The following is a 19,153-nucleotide window of genomic DNA, read 5'->3' as shown; positions in this document are numbered from 1 at the left end:
CCATCAGATAAAGGAATGCCCATGCGACCCTCAGGACGTAATCTAGACGAAATGCGCGCTGTTTCCATTGAGACAGGTTTCACCAAACATGCCGAAGGGTCCTGCCTGATCAAGATGGGCGACACCCATGTGCTTTGCACCGCCACGATCGAGGATCGCGTGCCGCCCTTCATCAAGGGCTCGGGTCTGGGCTGGGTCACTGCAGAATACGGTATGCTGCCGCGCGCAACCAATACTCGGATGCGGCGCGAAGCGGCCTCGGGTAAGCAAGGCGGGCGCACCGTGGAAATTCAGCGCCTGATCGGTCGCGCCCTGCGCGCCGGTGTGGATCGCGTCGCCTTGGGAGAACGTCAGATCACCGTCGACTGCGATGTCATTCAGGCCGATGGCGGCACCCGCTGCGCCTCGATCACCGGGGGCTGGGTGGCGCTGCGTCTGGCGGTGAACAAGCTGATGAAAACCGGTGACGTGATTTCTGACCCCCTGGTTGATCCGGTGGCCGCTGTGTCTTGTGGTATCTATGCCGGTCAGCCGGTGCTGGACTTGGACTATCCCGAAGACAGCGAAGCCGGGGTCGATGGCAATTTCATCATGACCGGTTCCGGCAAGCTGATCGAAGTGCAGATGAGCGCCGAGGGCTCCGTCTTTAGCCGCGCGCAGATGGATCAGCTGATGGATCTGGCGGAAAAAGGCGTACGTGAATTGGCGGCAGCCCAGAAAGCCGCCACCGCATGACCCGCAAGTTTGACGGCGACCGGCTGCTGGTCGCCACCCACAACAAAGGCAAGTTGGAAGAGGTCGCGCATCTGCTCGAACCTTTTGGCGTGACGGTGATGGGCGCGGGCGACATGAACCTGCCCGAGCCCGAAGAAACCGAGGACACCTTTGTCGGCAACGCCCGGATAAAGGCCCACGCTGCCGCGCAAGCGACCGGCCTGCCTGCCCTGTCGGACGATTCCGGTATCACCATCGACGCGCTGGACGGTGCACCCGGTGTTTACACCGCCGATTGGGCCGAAACCGGCAATGGCCGCGATTTCCTGATGGCGATGACCCGCGCGCATAATGAGTTGGAAGCGAAGAATGCGCCCCATCCACGCACCGCGCAATTCCGCAGCACGCTGGTGTTGGCCTGGCCGGACGGGCACGACGAGGTGTTCGAAGGCATCGCCCCCGGACATCTGGTCTGGCCCATCCGCGGCGAAGGCGGCTTTGGCTATGACCCGATGTTTGTCCCCGAGGGCCACGACATTACCTTTGCGGAAATGGATCGCTGGGAAAAGAACAAAATCAGCCATCGCGGCCGCGCGGTGGAGATGTTCGTGAAAGGCTGCTTTGGCGGATGATTGGCGCAACGGGGGCTTTGGCCTGTATGTGCACTGGCCGTTTTGCGAGGCCAAATGCCCGTATTGCGATTTCAACAGCCATGTTTCCAGAAATATCAATCAAAAACAATGGCTTGAAGCCTATCTTAGCGAACTACGCCGCTCTGCCGCCGAAACGCCCGACCGGGTCCTGAACACGATCTTCTTCGGTGGCGGCACGCCATCCCTGATGGACCCCGAAACCGTCGCCGCCGTGATCGACGAAGCCCGCGCGCTCTGGCGCCCGGCCAACGACATGGAAATCACGCTCGAAGCCAATCCCGGTTCGGTCGAGGCCGGGCGCTTCACCGCCTATCGCGACGCGGGTGTGAACCGGATTTCAATGGGCGTGCAGGCACTGAACGATGACGACCTGCGTCGTCTGGGCCGCATCCATACCGTCGCCGAGGCCCGTGCCGCTTTTGACATCGCGCGGGACTGCTTCGACCGGGTCAGCTTTGACCTGATCTATGCCCGCCAACACCAGACGCTGGACGCCTGGCGCATGGAACTGACCGAGGCCCTGTCGATGGCTGTCGATCACTTGTCTCTGTACCAATTGACCATTGAGGACGGCACCGCCTTCGGTGACCGTTATGCCGTCGGGAAACTGCGCGGCCTGCCCGAAGATGACAGCGCCGCCGAGATGTATCTGGTCACACAAGAGATCTGCGACGCCCATGGCCTGCCCGCCTATGAGGTCTCGAACCACGCCCGGCCCGGCGCAGAGTCGCAGCACAATCTGATCTATTGGCGCTATGGTGATTACATCGGGATTGGCCCTGGCGCGCACGGACGCCTGACCCTGAACGGACGCAAATACGCGACCGAGACACAGCTGTCACCGACGCAATGGCTGAGTGCCGCAACATCGGGGTCGGGTGAGAGCAACCGTACCGAGCTGGCACATCAGGATCAGGCCGTTGAATACCTTATGATGTGTCTGCGTTTATCAGAAGGCCTAAATGTAGATCGATTTGAAACTCTCGCAGGCGATCCACTACCACAAAATCAACTGGAAACGCTGACTGATCTGGGGATGGTCGAGTTCCAGAGCAATCGACTCAGAGCTACTAGAAATGGACGTGCGGTGCTGAACGCCGTGATCCGGGAATTGTTGGGATAGATGATGCAATATCTATGGGCCGGATTGGGTTTGCTCTGCGTCGCTCTTGCGATGATCGGTATCGTATTGCCTTTACTGCCGACTGTTCCCTTTCTGCTTTTGGCTGCATTTTTCTTTGCCCGGTCATCGTCAAGACTGCACACTTGGTTGCTGACCCATCGAACCTTCGGGCCGCTGATTGTTGACTGGCAGAACTCGGGCGCTATCCGACCTGCTGCAAAAAAAGCGGCCACCTTGTCGGTCGCCGCTGTCTTTGGAATTTCGATTCTGATTTCCGTACCGCTGTTTGTTCTGATCATTCAGGCGGTGACGCTTGGAGCGGTGATGATCTTTATCTGGACACGTCCTAACGGCTGAGCTTGGCGCAAAGATCATCCAGCTGATCAAGGTTTTCATAGGCCAGAACAACCTGCCCTGATTCCGATCCGGGCTTGTGATTGATCGTGACCTTCATAGCCAGGATGGCCGACAGGTCTTTTTCAAGCGCGCGCGTATCCGCGTCCTTCCCGGCATTCAGATTTCTGGACTTCGGCACGGATCTATCCGGACCGCTTTGTTGTTTCTTGACCAATGCTTCGGTCGCGCGCACCGAAAGGCCGTCCCGAACCACTTGTTTTGCCAGTTCCGACGGATTCTCAGCCGTGATCAAGGCGCGCGCATGCCCAGCCGACAGCTTGCCTTCGATCACCAGCGTCTGCACATCCATCGGCAAGGACAACAGACGCAGCAAATTGGCAATGTGGCTGCGGCTTTTACCCAGCGCTTCGGCCAACTTCTCTTGCGTATGCCCAAAGCGATCCATCAACTGCTTGAAACCAGCCGCCTCTTCCACCGCGTTTAGGTCAGCACGCTGGATGTTTTCGATGATCGCGACTTCCAGCACTTCGGTGTCATCGAATTCGCGCACAATGACTGGGATTTCATGCAGTTGCGCCATTTGAGCGGCGCGCCAACGGCGTTCACCTGCAACGATTTCATATTGTCCGCCCGCAATACTGCGCACGATCAAAGGCTGAATGATCCCCTTTTCCTTGACCGACGCTGCAAGCTCGTCCAGCTGTTCCTGCGCAAATCTGCGGCGCGGCTGATCCGGGTTCGCCTGCAGCTTTTCTATTGGCACCTTTAGATCAGGGCGACGCGGCTCGGATGTGATCCGACCATCGGCCTCAGGTGTCACATCGGCCATCAACGCAGACAATCCTCGACCCAACCCTCGGGATTTGCTTTTCCTGACGTTCATCATGCTCTCCTGACGGTCGCTTAAACGGCGACTTTGTTATTCTTGTGCATCACCTCGCGGGCCAGATGCCGATACGCCATCGCGCCGAGAGACCCGGAGTCATATTGGAGCACAGGCAACGCATAAGAAGGCGCCTCGCTGACCCGCACATTTCTGGGTATCTTTGTTTTAAATACCATCTCACCCAGATTGTCACGTGCGTCTTTTTCGACCTGACGGGACAAGTTGTTGCGGTTGTCATACATAGTCAACACAACACCTTCGATTCTGAGGTCCGGATTCGCCGTCTGACGTACCTCGCGAATGGTGAGCATCAATTGCGACAATCCTTCCAAAGCAAAGAACTCGCTTTGTAGGGGAACCAGCACAGAATGTGCAGCCACCATTGCATTAACAGTCAGAAGGTTGAGTGACGGCGGGCAATCAATCAAAACGAAATCCAAGTCAAATTTGTCGATTGCGGTCTGCCGCAGGGCATCATGAAGCAAGTAGCTGCGCTTTTCGTTCGAGATCAGTTCGATATCTGCCGAACTCAGATCCACGGTCGCGGGAACCACAAACAGCCCGTCAATTTCAGTCTCCTGAACCACAGCCTCCAAAGGGGCGTCGTCCAATATTAGATCGTAGGCCGTCCAATCCCGGTCTTCGACCCCTAGCCCGGTCGAGGCATTTCCTTGCGGGTCCAGATCAACGACAAGTACCTTGCACCCCGATTCAGCCAATCCAGCCGCAAGATTGATCGCTGTTGTCGTTTTCCCAACTCCACCCTTCTGATTTGCAACGGCAATAATCCGCGGCCCGGATGGACGAGACAGGTCAACCACGAGAAACTCCTTTAATCTTAAGGATAACGGCCTTGGGTTCCGTTAGACTTGTAATTGGCTCAGCATCAAATTTCCATTCTTCCCGGGCATCTTCGATCTCTTTTTTCCACTGTGCGCCTTTCGGCAACAGAGCCGTCCCAGCTCCGCTTAAATGCCTGTCACAAAAAGACAAAAGTGCCCGAAGATCGGCCAATGCGCGTGCGGACAAGATATCTGCATTCAGCGGCTCAATCATTTCGATCCGTTTTGAAATCACATGACAATTTACGTCACATTCCCGGGCCGCCGTCCGCAGGAACGCAGACTTGCGTTGATCGCTTTCTACCAGCTTAAAATGCGAATCCGGCGCGTGTTCCGCCGCCAGAATTGCGCACACAAGCCCCGGAAATCCGCCGCCACTGCCGAGGTCGCACCATGTATCAAAGGGTCCCGCGCAATCAAAAACCTGAATGGAATCCTGGATATGCCGAACCCAGATTTCCGAAAGGCTATTTCTTGAAACAAGGTTAATCTTCGGATTCCATCGCCTGACGAGATCGACATAGGTGCTGAGGCGCTCAAATGTTTCACGTGAAACATTCAAAGCCTCGATCAGATTGTCGTTCATACCCTGCGAACCCTCTGGTCACGTCGCAGCTTTGCCAAAAGCAAAGCCAATGCAGCAGGCGTCACACCCTCTACCCGACTTGCCTGAGACATGTTCTCTGGTCGCGCGGATGACAGCTTTTGCTTAACTTCTGATGACAAGCCTTCCAAAGAAATATAGTCAAAATCATGCGGAATTTCGTGATGTTCGTCGCGCTTCATCGCCTCTACATCTCGTTTTTGCCGTTCAATGTAATTTGAATAAAGTGCGTCACGCTCCACCTGTAGGCGAATTTCAGCTTCGACTGTTTCCAACTCAGGAATCAGCGGTATCAAATCACCAAAACCAACATCCGGAAAAGCGAGGATCGCCATGCCATCCCTACGATTGCCGTCCTGATTCACTGCAATGCCAGCCGCGTTTACCTCTTTCGGAGTGTAGGTTTTATCAGTGAGCCTCTGCTTCGCCGCAGTTAACATGTCCATTTTATCGTTAAAACGACAGCTTCTTTCTTCACCGACGCATCCCAAATCAATACCAACCGGTGTCAATCGCTGGTCTGCATTGTCTGCGCGCAGCGACAACCGGAACTCCGCTCGAGATGTGAACATTCGGTACGGCTCAGCAACTCCGCGCGTCGTCAGGTCGTCAATCATGACACCGATATAGGACGAAGAACGTGAAAAATGCACCGGCTCGCGATCAAAACAGAACTGAGCTGCGTTCAAACCCGCAACGAGGCCCTGTGCTGCAGCTTCCTCATACCCCGTAGTTCCATTTATCTGACCTGCAAGGAAGAGGCCTTGAATTTGCGGCAATGCCAAAGAAGACGTCAGGACCCGTGGATCAATATAGTCATATTCAATCGCATACCCCGGCTGCAATATATTAGCTTTTTCAAGGCTTTTAATTGATCTGACGTAGTCAAGTTGCACGTCCTGCGGCAGAGACGTCGATATCCCGTTTGGATATATCGTGTGATCATTGATCCCTTCGGGCTCCAAGAAGATTTGGTGCGAATCTTTCTCGGAAAACCGAACAACTTTGTCCTCGATCGACGGGCAATACCTCGGGCCGACCCCGTCGATGTGCCCACCATACATCGCGGATCGGGACAGGTTTTTCTCGATAATCTCATGTGTTCGGAGATTTGTATGCGTGATTCCACACGATATCTGTGGCGCGACGACAGATTTTGAAAGAAACGAAAACAATGTCGGATCATCATCGCCTTTCTGCATCTCCAGCCCGGACCAGTCAATTGTCCGGCCATCCAGCCGTGGCGGAGTACCTGTTTTTAATCGCCCCAGAGGAAGATCCAAAGCATCCAGCCGCTCCGCCAGTTTAACAGACGGTTGATCCCCCATTCGGCCACCTGGGTGTGATACGTCTCCGATATGAATAACGCCGCGTAGAAAGGTGCCTGATGTCAATATGACAGCTTTCGCGTGCACTTCAGACCCGTCAGCCAGAACGACACCCGCAACATGGATCCCGTTCATTAAAAAATCGACAACTTCACCAACCACAACGTCAAGGTTTGGCCTTTGGGCTGTCTCTCTCTGCATAGCGGCGCGGTACAAGCTTCGATCCGCCTGGGTCCGCGGTCCTTGCACAGCTGGTCCTTTTCGCCTGTTCAAAAGGCGAAACTGGATCCCTGCCTGATCGGCAACGCGCCCCATAACGCCATCCATGGCATCGATTTCGCGAACCAAATGTCCTTTTCCCAAACCGCCGATCGCGGGGTTACAGGACATAACACCAATATCCGTTTCGGACAGTGTCACCAAAGCTGTAGCCGCACCCATTCGGGCCGATGCATGTGCAGCTTCAGCCCCGGCATGACCCGCACCAATGACTACGACATCAAAACTTGAATGTTTCACGTGAAACACTCCTTACTTACCGAGGCAAAAGCTCGAGAAAATCTCATCCAGCAAATCTTCCACACCGATCCGGCCGACCAATGTTTCAAGTGCACGAATGGCAGTGCGGATTTCTTCTGCCGCAATATCATATAGCTCGGGTCCTGATTCCAGTACAGCGACGGCCGCATTCAATGAATCTTTAGCTGAATTCAGCGCCACACGATGGCGTTCTCGAGTCGCGATACCATGGCTTGTAGAGCGTTTTGACAAAACCCGCGATATATTGTGGACGAGACGATCCAAACCTTCGCCAGTTTTTCCGGATACGCCGGTGTTGCATTCATCGCGCAAATCCGATTTCGGTAACACCTGAATATCGCCCGGGCGCGGCGCAACACCCAAAACAGCTGGATCTTCGGATAGGAAAACACGCAAATCAGCCGATTCGGCGCGTTTGCGGGCCAACTCAACTCCCAGCGATTCAATATGGTCCTCAGTTTCCCGCAAGCCGGCGGTATCCAGCAACGTCACAGGCAGACCCGCGAGGTCCATTCGAACTTCAATGACATCTCGTGTTGTTCCAGCGTATTCCGAGGTAATCGCAGCCTCTCGTCCCGCCAGTGCATTCAGCAAAGTTGATTTACCTGCATTAGGCAATCCCACAATGGCAACTTCAAACCCGGTGCGGATACGTTCGGCAATCTGAACCCCGCGCGCTTCACGCTGCAGATCTGCAATAACGCCCGAGATCAGTAGATTTACCTCGGGTGTTACGTCCGTCGGAACCTCCTCATCGGCAAAATCGATAACTGCTTCCAACAAAGATGCAGCGCGGATCAGGTCTCGTCGCCAGCTCTCAGCCAAACCGCCTAACTCTCCGGCCAGAATCGTTTGCGCCTGTTTTCGCTGGGCTTCGGTTTCTGCGTCGATAAGATCGGCAAGTCCTTCGACCTGCGTCAGATCCATCTTTCCGTTTTCCAGGGCCCGACGTGTGAATTCGCCCGGTTCGGCCAAACGCAGTCCTTCAGTGTCAGACAAGCAGTGCATGACTGCACTCACCGATGCCGTGCTTCCGTGTATTTGTAACTCGGCAACATCTTCTCCGGTGAAACTGGCCGGGGCTTGGAAGGTCAGGACCAGCCCTTCATCCAGCCGTGACCCGTCAGGCGCAAAAAGAGTTCGGACTTTCATCCCGCGCGACGGCAGAGCACCCCGGGTCAAGTCCTCTACAGCAGAATGCGCCAACGCACCCGAGAGACGGATCACCGCCACCCCTGCTTTGCCTTGTGCGCTGGCCAAGGCGAATATCGTGTCCATTCGAAGGCCTCGCGTTCGTTAAGACCTGATGGTGTCAGGTATTCATCGAGTCGAAGAAATCCCCGTTCGATTTCGTCTGCTTCAGCTTCGAAAGCAGGAATTCGATCGCGTCCGTCGTGCCCATCGGGTTGAGGATGCGGCGCAGAACAAAGGTCTTGGCCAGATCGCCCTTGTCGACCAGCAGGTCCTCTTTCCGGGTGCCGGACTTGAGGATATCGATCGCAGGGAACACGCGCTTGTCCGCAATCTTACGATCCAGAACGATTTCCGAGTTGCCGGTACCTTTGAACTCTTCAAAGATCACTTCGTCCATCCGGCTGCCGGTATCGATCAGCGCGGTCGCGATGATGGTCAATGATCCACCCTCTTCGATATTCCGCGCCGCACCGAAGAAGCGTTTCGGCCGTTGCAGGGCGTTGGCGTCCACACCACCGGTCAAAACTTTGCCCGAAGATGGGACCACAGTGTTAAACGCCCTACCAAGTCTTGTGATCGAGTCAAGAAGAATAACAACATCTCGTTTATGCTCGACCAAACGCTTGGCTTTTTCGATCACCATCTCGGACACGGCCACGTGGCGGGTCGCGGGTTCGTCAAAGGTTGAGGAGACAACCTCTCCCTTCACCGAGCGCTGCATGTCAGTCACTTCTTCGGGACGTTCATCGATCAGCAGGACAATCAGATAGCATTCCGGGTGGTTTTGTTCGATGGAATGCGCGATGTTCTGCAGGATCACCGTCTTACCCGTGCGCGGCGGGGCAACAATCAGCGAACGCTGGCCTTTGCCAATCGGCGCGACCAGGTCGATCACCCGAGCCGACTTGTCCTTGATCGTCGGATCTTCGATCTCCATCTTCAGCCGCTCTTCGGGGTAAAGCGGCGTCAGGTTGTCGAACAAGATCTTGTGTTTGGCTTTTTCGGGTTTCTCGAAGTTGATCTTCGTGACCTTGGTCAAGGCAAAGTAACGCTCGTTATCGTCGGGCGCTTTGATTTCACCTTCGACCGTATCCCCGGTGCGCAACGAATGTTGGCGGATCATGTCAGGTGAGACATAAATGTCATCGGGACCGGGAAGATAGTTCGCCTCGGGCGAGCGCAGAAAGCCAAAACCATCCTGCAGCACCTCAAGCACGCCATCGCCGCCGACGGTCCAGCCTTCATCCGCACGTTCACGGAGAATCTGGAACATCATCTCGCCCTTCCGCATGGTCGAGGCGTTTTCGATTTCCAGTTCTTCGGCCATGGCCAGAAGGTCTTTGGGGCTTTTGGCCTTCAGGTCGGCCAGATTCAGAGATTCAGTGGACATGATGATACGATCCTTGGCCGCAATGGTCGCGGCACGGAGTGGAATTTCAATACGGAAGATACGCCGCCCGGACGGGCGTGTTGCGAATTACATAAGCGGCCAGCGCTTCGGAGTCAAACAGGCCCTCAGAACTTCAGAATGACCGCCAGGACGATGGCAACCATCAAAACGGTCGGAACCTCGTTCATCATGCGATACTGCCGTCCGGTGAGCTTATTTTGCCCCTCAAGGAAATCTTTACGCCGCGCCATCAGCCAGTGATGGAACCAGGTCATGGCGATCACGGCAGCGCCCTTGACCCAGGGCCAGCTCCAATCCCAGCCAATGATGCCCGGTGTGAAAACCATGACAAGACCACAACCCCAAGACACAATCATCGCAGGACGCATAATCACCCGCAGCAGCTTTTCTTCCATTTCAAAGAAAATCTGTTCTGCCCCATCGACCGCCTGCGCTTTTTCGACGTGGTACACGAACAATCTGGGCAAATAAAACAAGCCAGCCATCCATGAGATTACAGCCATGATATGCAGTGATTTCACCCAGGGGTATAACGTGAAAAGAAGATCAGTCATTTGGGCTCCGGGGATTGCTTACGACACTCCCTAATAAAAAAAATAGAAAAGAAAAAGGATGATGGTTTTGTAGGGTCGCTCAAATCAGTGGATTACTTTGTTACCCATGGTTTTTCCCCAGGTGGACAGGGTTTGTTATGACATCGTAGGGCTCTGTTGATTTTCATTTTATTTATTAAATTTCAACGTCTTATATGATATCAGTTTGATTGACTTTGGGGATAAGTCATGGGGTAAGTCTGGATATCCATGTTATCCCTTTGGCCCAAGTTATCCTTACCCAGATTGGACAATCCCTGAGCGACTCGGCTGAGATTTTCACGAAAATGCCGGGCTTGCGTGTCAACCGGAAAACCATACAAACCATCCCTGACGCTTTCACCAATTGCTCAGCAGGTTTTCCACATGTCTGTCCCCATCATCCTGGCCTCGGGGTCGTCCATCCGGTCGCAGCTTTTGCAGAATGCGGGCGTGCGGTTCACAGCCCAGACCGCCCGCGTGGATGAGGATACCGCCAAGCGCGCGCTTCTGGCCGAAGGGGCCAGTCCGCGTGACATCGCTGATACATTGGCCGATATGAAGGCCCGCAAAGTCAGCGACAAGAATCCGGACGCGATGGTTCTGGGTTGCGATCAGGTGTTGGATTTCGACGGGCAATTGCTGTCGAAGCCTCAAAGCCCCGAGGACGCTCTGACCCAGCTGAAAGCCATGCGCGGCAAGCGTCATATGCTGTTGTCGGCGGCGGTGATCTATCAGAATGCCGAGCCGATCTGGCGTCATGTCGGTCAGGTGCGATTGCGGATGCGGGCAAGTTCGGATGCCTATCTGCGCGCTTATATCGACCGCAACTGGGACAGTATCCGCCACGCTGTCGGGGCGTACAAGCTTGAGGAAGAGGGCGTGCGCCTGTTCGCCACCATTGACGGTGACTATTTTAACGTTTTGGGTATGCCCCTGTTGGAGCTGTTGAATTTTCTGGCGGTCAAAGGGGTGATCGATCAATGAACAAGGCAAAAATTCCTTTGGCCGGGGTCATCGGGCATCCGGTGGCACACTCGAAATCGCCGCAGTTGCACGGCCATTGGTTGAAAACCTACGGACTGGCGGGCCACTATGTCCCGATGGACGTGGCCCCTGACGATCTGGCGAGTGTTCTGAAGATCCTACCAAAGGCCGGATTTGTCGGCACCAATGTTACCGTGCCGCACAAAGTGGCTGCGTTACAGCTTGCGGATCAGGCGACCGACCGGGCTAAACTGATCGGCGCGGCCAATACGCTGGTGTTTCAGCCCGACGGTTCGATCCACGCCGACAACACAGATGGCTACGGATTCATGGAAAACCTTCTCAGCGGCGCGCCGGATTGGCGCCCGGGCGATGGGCCAGCGGTTGTCTTTGGTGCAGGCGGCGCAGCCCGGGCGGTTTTGCAAGCTCTGGTCGAGGCAGGCGTGCCGGAGATCAAGCTGACCAACCGCACTCGCAGCCGTGCCGAGCAGCTGAGTGAGGAATTTGGTCCCACGATCTCGGTGGTCGATTGGGTTCAGGCAGGAAATGTGATCGACGAGGCCGAGCTGGTCGTCAATACAAGTTCGCTCGGGATGCAGGGTCAGCCGGAACTGCGGGTGCCGCTTGACGGTTTGCAGCCCGGCACAGTGGTCACTGATCTGGTCTATGTTCCGCTCAAGACCCATCTGTTGTGCGCCGCGGATGAGGCGGGCTGCACCACCGTAGATGGGCTTGGCATGTTGCTGCATCAGGCGGTGCCCGGGTTTGAACGCTGGTTTGGTGTGCGCCCCGAAGTGACGGACGATCTGCGTGCGGCTGTTTTGGCATGAGCTTTGCACTGGGTCTGACCGGATCGATCGGAATGGGCAAAAGCACCACCGCGCAGATGTTTGCGGATGAAGGTTGCGCCGTTTGGGACGCCGATGCGGCAGTCCATCGGCTTTATTCGACCGGCGGCGCAGCTGTTGAGCCGATGCGTGCAGCCTTCCCTGCCGCTGTCACGGACGGGGCGGTCAGCCGGGAGGCGTTGAAACAGATCATCGCAGAAGATGTCGCCGCGTTGAAACAAATCGAGGCGATTGTGCACCCGTTGGTTGGTGTGGACCGCGCCGCCTTTAGAGATAAGGCATCTGCCGATATTCTGGTCTTTGATATTCCCCTGCTGTTTGAAACCGGTGGAGATGTTGCAATGGATGCGGTTGCTTGTGTTTCGATCCCGCCGGCTGAGCAAAAGCGCCGGGTGATGACGCGTGGAACGATGACCGAGGCGCAGTTCGAACAGATCAGGGCTAAGCAGATGCCGAATGACGACAAATGCGCACGATCGGATTTCATCATTGTGACAGACACTCTGGACCACGCCCGCAGCCAGGTGCAGGATGTGATCAGGCAGATACGGGCGAGGATGGCTGATGCGTGAGATCGTACTGGATACCGAAACCACGGGGTTCGATCCCGAAAGCGGTGACCGGATCGTCGAGATCGGCGCGGTCGAGCTGTGGAACCATGTGGCCACGGGTGAGACTTATCACGTCTATATCAATCCGCAGCGCTCAATGCCCGAAGAGGCGTTTGGCGTGCATGGCATTGGCCCCGATCTGCTGGACTCTCCGCGCCCACCGGAAAAGGGCGAAGTGACGCTGAAGGATAAGCCGGTCTTTGCCAAGGTGGGTCAGGGATTTCGCGACTTTGTGAAAGATTCCCGGCTGGTGATCCACAACGCTTCGTTCGACATGAAGTTTTTGAACGCTGAGCTGGGTTGGATGGGTTTGCCGCTAATCCCGATGGAGCAGGCGCTGGACACGCTGGCAATCGCGCGCAAGCGATTCCCCGGCTCTCCGGCCTCTCTGGATGCGTTGTGCCGGCGATTCAATATCGACAACTCGAACCGCGTGTTGCACGGGGCGTTGCTCGACTCGGAAATTCTGGCCGAAGTTTATCTGGAGTTGATTGGTGGCCGCCAGCCGGATTTCGGTTTGTCGACGGCGGGGACATCCGGCGCCGGTGGCGGAGAGGAATGGCGTCCCGGGGCGCGTCCGACTGCTTTGCCTTCCCGCATCACGGAAGAGGAACGCGCGGCACACAAAAAATTTGTCGAAGGTTTGGGCGAAACCGCCCTGTGGACCCGCGCCTGAGATTGGCTCCGGCGCGGGTCAAAATGTTTAGGCTTCGGCTTTTTGCGCTTCTGCCTGACGGCGCATCAGCTCGTTTCGATACAGGCCGACAAAGTCGATATTGTCCAGATTCACAGGCGGATAGCCACCATCGCGCGTCACATCGCTGACAATGCGACGCAGGAACGGGAACAGCATCCGCGGGCATTCGATCATCAGGAACGGGTGCAGCTGATCATCGGCGACCCCTTCCACGTGGAACAGACCGCAATAGTCGATCTCGCACAGGAACAGAACATCCTCCATGCCCTTGGCTTTGGACTTGAGGTTCAGTTTGATCGATACTTCGAACTGATGATCAGCCGGGCGCTTTTTCGCATCCAGATTGACCTGTACGTTGATCTCGGGCTGCACATCGCCCGACACACCCTTCTGGGCCATCACGTTCTCAAAAGACAGATCGCGGATGAACTGTCCCAGAACGCGCATCTGGATTTGCGGGGCGGCCTGGGCCGCGGTGTTTTCTTTGGCGTCTTCTTCGGCCATGGAACTACTCCGAAACTAAAATCCGCCATTGCTTAGCAAGTTGGGCGGGGCACCTCAATGCCGGTGCGGGCCTTCTACCCATTTCGATGGCTTTGACGGGTCCTGGCGGGGCCGGACCTCGGTAAATTCACCGTCGATCACATCATCTTCCGAGAACGGCTGTGGGCCTGTGCGGAACTGTGCGCCGGTGCCCATCTGGAAATGCGTGATCGTTGCCTTGGACTTGAGGTACCGGAACACAGCGACCCGAATGCCGGGAATTAGCAATGCGAAACCAACGGCATCCGTGAAAAATCCCGGTGTCAGCAGCAGGACGCCCGATAACAGGATCATGGCGCCATGGGCCAGCGGCTCGGTCGGGTCATCCAGCTCAGCGAACGAGCGTTGCAGGTTGGCAAGTGCCATGCGACCTTGTGTCCGGACCAATACGGTGCCCAAAACGGCCGTCAGAACCACGATCGCAAGGGTCGGCCACAGTCCGATCAGGCCGCCAACCTGGATGAACAGGGCGATTTCGATGATCGGAACCAATAAAAAAGCCAAGAACAGATACATTTGCGTTAACCTTTAGCATGTGTCGGGCTGTGGACTTGGCCCGAACTGTCACCTACATAGTGGCAGAGGGCTGCGTATACAAAGCCCGGGTTCTGAAATGAGGACGAAATGAACTCACCCCTGATCCAGCTTCTGGTGCTGGCCGGAATTGCCATCTTCCTGATCCTGCGCCTGAAAAGCGTGCTGGGTACGCGTGAAGGTTTTGAAAAACCACCGCTGCAGCAACAGCCGGAGGCACACAAGTCGCGCCGTGATTTCGAAGTGATCGAAGGTGGGCCGGATCACGATATCACTGATCATGTCCAAGAAGACAGCGAACAGGCGCAAACCCTGGCCGCGATGAAGCGGATTGAGCCCGCGTTTTCCGTCAGCGAATTTGTGCAGGGCGCGCGCGGAGCTTATGAACTGATCGTGATGGGGTTCGAAAAAGGAAATCTGGATGAAATCCAGCCTTTCCTGTCGGAAGAGGTGTTTGACACATTCGTGTCGGTTGTCGCCGCTCGAGAAGACCAGGGCCTGACGATCGAGGCGGAATTCGTTGGGGTGCGCGAAACGACGCTTTCGGATGTCAGGTTCGACAAGGACAGCAATGAAGCCGAGATTACCATGAAGTTCATCGGCGAGCTGACCTCGGTCGTGCGGGATCGCGGCGGCGATATCATCGAAGGCAATCCCAACACGGTCAAACGCCAAAAGGACAGCTGGACTTTTGCCCGTGTCATGGGCTCGGACGATCCGAACTGGCTGCTTGTTGCTACGGACGCATGATTGCAGCGCTTCGGTCGCTTTGTCTGGTGGCCGTCATGACCACCGCCGCCAGTGCCGAGGCAACGCGATCCATCCTGTCTTTTGATGACCTTGATGGCTGGGCCGCCGATGACCACGGGGCGGCCCTTTCGGTTTTTCTGAACACGTGTGGCGATCTGGATGATCCGGATTGGCGCGCGTTATGCGGCGTCGCGCGCACCTATGAAGCCGATGCTGCGCGTGCGTTTTTTGAGTTGTTCTTTCGCCCTGTTCTGGTCGAAGACGGCAAAGATGCTCTTTTCACTGGTTATTTCGAACCTGAGTTGGATGGGTCACGCACACGATCCGCCCGCTTCAGATATCCCATCTACAAGATGCCGCCTGAAGCCCGAGGTGTGGACCAATGGCTGAGCCGCCGTGACATTCTGACCAGCGGTGCCATGTCCGATCGCGGGTTGGAGATCGCTTGGGTCGATGACCCGGTTGAGTTGTTCTTTCTGCAAATTCAAGGCTCGGGCCGCGTGCGTCTGCCGGACGGAGGTGCGCTGAGAGTTGGATATGGCGGGGCAAACGGGCATCCGTACCGCTCGATCGGGGCCGAGCTAATCCGGCGCGGCGCGCTGGGCGCGCATCAGGTTAGCGCGCAGATGATACAGGCGTGGGTGCGAAAAAATCCCGACGCTGGGGCCGAGTTGCTGCTCCACAACCCTTCTTACGTATTCTTTCGCGAAGTCACCCGCGTTGCGCCTGAGCTTGGGCCGTTGGGCGCGATGAACCGGTCTGTCACCACGATGCGCAGTATTGCGGCAGATCCGGTCTATACACCTTTGGGCGCCCCGGTTTGGGTTGAGAAAGACGGAAAAAACCCGCTGCGGCGATTGATGATCGCGCAGGATACCGGCTCGGCCATCAAGGGCGCGCAACGCGCGGATATCTTTTTCGGAACCGGAGACCAAGCGGGCCAGGCAGCTGGTCGCCTGAAGGATCCGGGTCGGATGGTGGTTTTGCTTCCCATTCAGCGGGCCTATGCCCTGTTGCCGGATGAATTCTGATGACTCGCCGCAAGCTGACTTCTGACGAGATCGAGCTGTGGCGCAAGGTCGCCAAACAAGCTGAACGCCTGCATCCCGAACTTCCCCCGATAGTGCATCCCACCACGTTGCCCAAGCCGAAACCGATCAAAACGCCCAAAGTTAGACTCGAAGATTTCGAAATTGGCCAAATAGCGCCCGCTAAACCCGCACGCAATGCGTTGAAACCGTCGATTACGGAAAGTCTGCATGCGAAACCTGTTCAGATGGATCGCAAGGCGTTTGGCCGCCTGAAACGCGGCAAGCTGAAGCCCGAAGGCAAGCTGGATCTGCATGGGATGCGCGTGGATACCGCGCATCCTGCATTGGTGCGTTTCATTCTGACGGCACAAGCCTCTGGCAAGAGACTGGTTCTTGTGGTGACAGGCAAAGGTAAGGATCGGGACGAGCCCGGCCCCATCCCGACCCCGCGCGGCGTATTGCGCAACCAGGTGCCGCATTGGCTGTCCATACCGCCATTGGCGCAGGCGGTGCTGCAGGTGACCCCTGCGCATATCAGCCATGGCGGTGACGGGGCTTACTACGTTTATCTGCGTCGCAGCCGTTAAAGCGTGCGCGCGGCGCGGGTAACACCGGTTTTTGCCAGAATGCACACCAGTACAAAATAGACCCCGATCCACCGGAATTGTTGGTCCAGCGGAACCCCATGATCGACCAGAACCCCTGTCATACCGGGCCCGATGGCAGAGCCAAACACCATAACCGCTGTGGCCATGGCTTTGATCGCGCCGATGTGCCGGGTGCCGTAGAATTCGGCCCAGAATGCGCTGGGCAAGGTGCTGTTTGCTCCGACTGTAATCGCCAAAAAGATCAATGCTATGGTGGCACCGATGATCGATCCTGCGGCAGAGAGGATCACAAATCCCAACGCCATGGGTAATTGATAGTACGGGATCAGGCGCACGGTCCCCCATTTGTCCAGCGCCCATCCCGTCGCGAACATCGCAAGCAGGGAAACGCCGGTGTAAACCGGAAAAAGGGCCACCAACTCTATGTGTTGCCAGCCTTTGACCTCGGTCAGATGAACCTGATGAAAGAAAAACGCTGTAATAAAAGCCGATGGTCCCAGCAGCGTGGGGGCCATGAACCAGAACAGTGGATGGCACAGCGCCTCGGTGCGGGTCCAATGGCGACCCTGCATTCCTTCGGCTGCGTATTCGCTGGACAGGCTTTGGGGCGTGCGTTCGTTCCGTAGAAGGCTATGCAGTAAGGGAATGCCAAGTATGGTGACACCGGCTGAGATTACCCAAAGCCAGCGCCAGTCCAGATAGACCATTGCGGCGACAAACAGAACCGGCAGCAACGCCTCGCCAACCGAAAACCCTGCTGATGCGATTGACAACGCTTTGCCCCGCGTGGCGGTAAACCAGCGCGCCATTGCAACCAGCGCCAGATGGGTGCTCATGCCCTGCCCGAACAGGCGCAGAAAAAAGACCACGAGGGGCAGAAGAACCAGCCAGTTGTTCAGCGCCATGGCAAGGGCGGCAAATGCCAGCCCGGTTAGCACTACAGGCCCCAGAACCCGCACGCGAAAAATATCGGTCAGGCTGCCAGCCCAGATCATGACAATGGCCGAGACGGTGGTGCCCAGCGAATACAACCCACCCCAGCCACCATGGCTCAACCCGAAAGCAGTGCGAATCTCGCCCGAGAAGATCGAGATGAAAAACGTCTGTCCGAAGCTGGACAAAAAGGTCAAAAGCACACCTGCACCAAGCCACCGTGCGTTGTCCCACAGGTAGCGAACAGGCCCGCGTTGGATCACGGAGTGATCACTTTGGTCTCACCAGTTTCGCTCAGCACAATTTCGGTCGCGCCGTCAACGTTGCGCTGACTCCTGGGAACCAGAATATCGATCCCGGGCGGTCCGTCCGGTCCGAATGTAGACGACACCCGGCGAACCGAATTCAGAATGGTCAGCAACGCAGGAGAGGTGGCGGCGACGAAGTGAGACGATTGTGCATCGCTGTTGAAGGCGGTTGTGTCGATCACGTTGATCGGAAATTCGGATAGCGACTCGATCGAGCTGATGTTGCCCAGACGTTCGCCCTCAGCCGTGCCGCGCAGGCGGGCCGAAATGTTCAGGATTTTATCCTTCTGCGACACCATCACGACGAAGGGATCAGGAGGATTGTCGATCCGTTCCATCTGCGACCGGAACAGATCCACATCCAGATCGGGAGAGATCAGTATAACTCCCTCGATGTTTCGGTTCGGCCAGTTAGGCTCTTGCAATTCGGCCTGCCGCATCATCTCCATTGACAGGGCGCTTCCCATACTGTGCGCGACCAAGATCACGCGTTTTACGCCCATGGATTTCAGGTCGCGTATGGTCTCTTCCAGCCCGTCGCGGGCAAACAGCATGCTGTCCAGATCATAGGCATAGCCGAAGCCCGTGGCGCGGCTTGGCCAGGAATAGACCAGAATGCTGCCCGGAAGACCAATGTCGTGGGACAGTTGCGCCGCGCGAAAAATGGTCTCGGTCTGGGTCGAATTATACCCATGCACGAATATCGTCACCTCGTCCTGTCCGCGCAGGTGTTTCTGCAAATCCCGCGAACTGTCCAGTTCTGTTGTGTCGACCAGCACGAATTCCTTGTTGGGATCCGGGTTTGCATATGAAAACTTGAGCGTACCGGGCGTATGGCTTGGAGGGATCGAGACTGTTGTATCCAGAAATTTCAGGCTATCGGCGCGGCGAAAGCCGTAGGAGCCGTCTGCCTCTCGGGCGCGCGTCGTGCTGGCAAAGACCTTGACTGGCGTGCCAACCTCCAGCGCCGAGGGCACGGTTTCGGTAATTGTCCTGTCCGTACATGAGGTCAAAGACAGGAATGCAATCAAAACGATAAATTGGCGCAGCACGGGCGGACCTCGGATAGCTATTGCGTC

At 56.3% G+C, this 19,153-nt stretch carries 22 protein-coding genes; 11 read left to right on the top strand and 11 right to left on the bottom strand.

Annotation, left to right across the window (positions count from 1 at the left end; translation table 11 throughout):
- Positions 1-21: 21 nt before the first annotated feature.
- Genes rph through ACR0K4_RS15145 form a run of 4 tightly spaced genes read left to right on the top strand, consistent with a single transcriptional unit; the run spans position 22 to position 2,847 of the window.
- Positions 22-735 carry a ribonuclease PH gene (gene rph, locus ACR0K4_RS15160; protein WP_480854643.1) on the top strand — a complete coding sequence of 238 codons (714 nt, stop codon included), beginning with the start codon at positions 22-24 and terminating at the stop codon, positions 733-735.
- Positions 732-1,346: an RdgB/HAM1 family non-canonical purine NTP pyrophosphatase gene (gene rdgB, locus ACR0K4_RS15155; RefSeq protein WP_480854642.1), complete on the top strand. Its 615-nt coding sequence runs from the start codon at positions 732-734 to the stop codon at positions 1,344-1,346. Before rph ends, rdgB begins: the two co-directional genes overlap by 4 nt.
- Complete coding sequence (gene hemW, locus ACR0K4_RS15150; protein ID WP_480854641.1) at positions 1,336-2,490, top strand: radical SAM family heme chaperone HemW; 1,155 nt, start codon at positions 1,336-1,338, stop codon at positions 2,488-2,490. The genes rdgB and hemW overlap by 11 nt, the downstream gene beginning before the upstream one ends.
- Before the next feature lie 3 nt (positions 2,491-2,493).
- A complete protein-coding gene (locus ACR0K4_RS15145) occupies positions 2,494-2,847 on the top strand; it encodes a YbaN family protein (RefSeq protein WP_480519753.1) in 354 nt (117 codons plus the stop codon).
- Here ACR0K4_RS15145 and ACR0K4_RS15140 read toward each other — a convergent pair.
- From ACR0K4_RS15140 to ACR0K4_RS15110, 7 genes are all read right to left on the bottom strand, one after another.
- Positions 2,837-3,730, bottom strand: coding sequence for a ParB/RepB/Spo0J family partition protein (locus ACR0K4_RS15140; protein WP_480854640.1), 894 nt, complete (start codon positions 3,728-3,730; stop codon positions 2,837-2,839). The two genes, ACR0K4_RS15145 and ACR0K4_RS15140, sit on opposite strands and share 11 nt — an antisense overlap.
- A 20-nt stretch (positions 3,731-3,750) precedes the next feature.
- Entirely contained in the window at positions 3,751-4,554 is an 804-nt protein-coding gene (locus ACR0K4_RS15135; protein ID WP_480519749.1) for a ParA family protein, read from the bottom strand.
- Positions 4,547-5,161, bottom strand: coding sequence for a 16S rRNA (guanine(527)-N(7))-methyltransferase RsmG (rsmG, locus tag ACR0K4_RS15130; RefSeq protein ID WP_480854639.1), 615 nt, complete (start codon positions 5,159-5,161; stop codon positions 4,547-4,549). The genes ACR0K4_RS15135 and rsmG overlap by 8 nt, the downstream gene beginning before the upstream one ends.
- Entirely contained in the window at positions 5,158-7,026 is a 1,869-nt protein-coding gene (gene mnmG, locus ACR0K4_RS15125; RefSeq protein WP_480854638.1) for a tRNA uridine-5-carboxymethylaminomethyl(34) synthesis enzyme MnmG, read from the bottom strand. The genes rsmG and mnmG overlap by 4 nt, the downstream gene beginning before the upstream one ends.
- 12 nt (positions 7,027-7,038) lie before the next feature.
- Complete coding sequence (gene mnmE / locus ACR0K4_RS15120; protein WP_480854637.1) at positions 7,039-8,325, bottom strand: tRNA uridine-5-carboxymethylaminomethyl(34) synthesis GTPase MnmE; 1,287 nt, start codon at positions 8,323-8,325, stop codon at positions 7,039-7,041.
- 34 nt (positions 8,326-8,359) lie between these two features.
- Complete coding sequence (gene rho, locus ACR0K4_RS15115) at positions 8,360-9,631, bottom strand: transcription termination factor Rho (RefSeq protein WP_480854636.1); 1,272 nt, start codon at positions 9,629-9,631, stop codon at positions 8,360-8,362.
- 125 nt (positions 9,632-9,756) lie between these two features.
- Positions 9,757-10,206, bottom strand: a complete 450-nt coding sequence (locus ACR0K4_RS15110; RefSeq protein ID WP_480519742.1) for a CopD family protein — start codon at positions 10,204-10,206, stop codon at positions 9,757-9,759.
- 405 nt (positions 10,207-10,611) lie between these two features.
- Between ACR0K4_RS15110 and ACR0K4_RS15105 the strand changes: the two genes are divergently transcribed.
- From ACR0K4_RS15105 to dnaQ, 4 genes are read left to right on the top strand one after another with little or no spacing between them, the layout of a single operon-like run.
- Positions 10,612-11,211, top strand: a complete 600-nt coding sequence (locus ACR0K4_RS15105) for a Maf family protein (protein WP_480854634.1) — start codon at positions 10,612-10,614, stop codon at positions 11,209-11,211.
- Positions 11,208-12,041, top strand: a complete 834-nt coding sequence (locus ACR0K4_RS15100; RefSeq protein ID WP_480854633.1) for a shikimate dehydrogenase — start codon at positions 11,208-11,210, stop codon at positions 12,039-12,041. The genes ACR0K4_RS15105 and ACR0K4_RS15100 overlap by 4 nt, the downstream gene beginning before the upstream one ends.
- Positions 12,038-12,631: a dephospho-CoA kinase gene (coaE, locus tag ACR0K4_RS15095; RefSeq protein ID WP_480854632.1), complete on the top strand. Its 594-nt coding sequence runs from the start codon at positions 12,038-12,040 to the stop codon at positions 12,629-12,631. The genes ACR0K4_RS15100 and coaE overlap by 4 nt, the downstream gene beginning before the upstream one ends.
- Entirely contained in the window at positions 12,624-13,346 is a 723-nt protein-coding gene (gene dnaQ, locus ACR0K4_RS15090) for a DNA polymerase III subunit epsilon (protein WP_480519734.1), read from the top strand. The genes coaE and dnaQ overlap by 8 nt, the downstream gene beginning before the upstream one ends.
- Positions 13,347-13,373: 27 nt before the next feature.
- On the opposite strand, the gene secB is transcribed toward dnaQ, so the two are convergent.
- Both secB and ACR0K4_RS15080 read right to left on the bottom strand, forming a co-directional pair.
- Entirely contained in the window at positions 13,374-13,871 is a 498-nt protein-coding gene (gene secB, locus ACR0K4_RS15085) for a protein-export chaperone SecB (RefSeq protein WP_480519732.1), read from the bottom strand.
- Between the two features lie 54 nt (positions 13,872-13,925).
- Entirely contained in the window at positions 13,926-14,426 is a 501-nt protein-coding gene (locus tag ACR0K4_RS15080) for an FxsA family protein (protein ID WP_480519730.1), read from the bottom strand.
- A 108-nt stretch (positions 14,427-14,534) separates the two neighbouring features.
- On the opposite strand from ACR0K4_RS15080, the gene ACR0K4_RS15075 reads away from it, so the two are divergent.
- The 3 genes from ACR0K4_RS15075 to ACR0K4_RS15065 are packed head-to-tail and all read left to right on the top strand — an operon-like array spanning position 14,535 to position 16,812.
- Positions 14,535-15,194 carry a Tim44/TimA family putative adaptor protein gene (locus tag ACR0K4_RS15075; protein ID WP_480519728.1) on the top strand — a complete coding sequence of 220 codons (660 nt, stop codon included), beginning with the start codon at positions 14,535-14,537 and terminating at the stop codon, positions 15,192-15,194.
- The gene (mltA, locus tag ACR0K4_RS15070) at positions 15,191-16,225 is read left to right on the top strand and encodes a murein transglycosylase A (RefSeq protein ID WP_480854631.1); all 1,035 of its coding nucleotides are present in this window, start codon (positions 15,191-15,193) and stop codon (positions 16,223-16,225) included. Before ACR0K4_RS15075 ends, mltA begins: the two co-directional genes overlap by 4 nt.
- The gene (locus ACR0K4_RS15065) at positions 16,225-16,812 is read left to right on the top strand and encodes a Smr/MutS family protein (RefSeq protein ID WP_480854629.1); all 588 of its coding nucleotides are present in this window, start codon (positions 16,225-16,227) and stop codon (positions 16,810-16,812) included. Before mltA ends, ACR0K4_RS15065 begins: the two co-directional genes overlap by 1 nt.
- Here ACR0K4_RS15065 and ACR0K4_RS15060 read toward each other — a convergent pair.
- Positions 16,809-18,029 (bottom strand): MFS transporter, encoded by a 1,221-nt coding sequence (locus ACR0K4_RS15060; protein WP_480854628.1) that lies wholly within the window; start codon positions 18,027-18,029, stop codon positions 16,809-16,811. The genes ACR0K4_RS15065 and ACR0K4_RS15060 overlap by 4 nt on opposite strands.
- Entirely contained in the window at positions 18,026-19,126 is a 1,101-nt protein-coding gene (locus ACR0K4_RS15055) for an alpha/beta hydrolase (protein WP_480519720.1), read from the bottom strand. The genes ACR0K4_RS15060 and ACR0K4_RS15055 overlap by 4 nt, the downstream gene beginning before the upstream one ends.
- Positions 19,127-19,153: the final 27 nt, after the last annotated feature.

It is taken from the genome of Ruegeria sp. K11, assembly GCF_056531905.1.
Note: the sequence above shows the minus strand (reverse complement) of the source record. Positions and strands in the feature narration are given on the sequence as shown.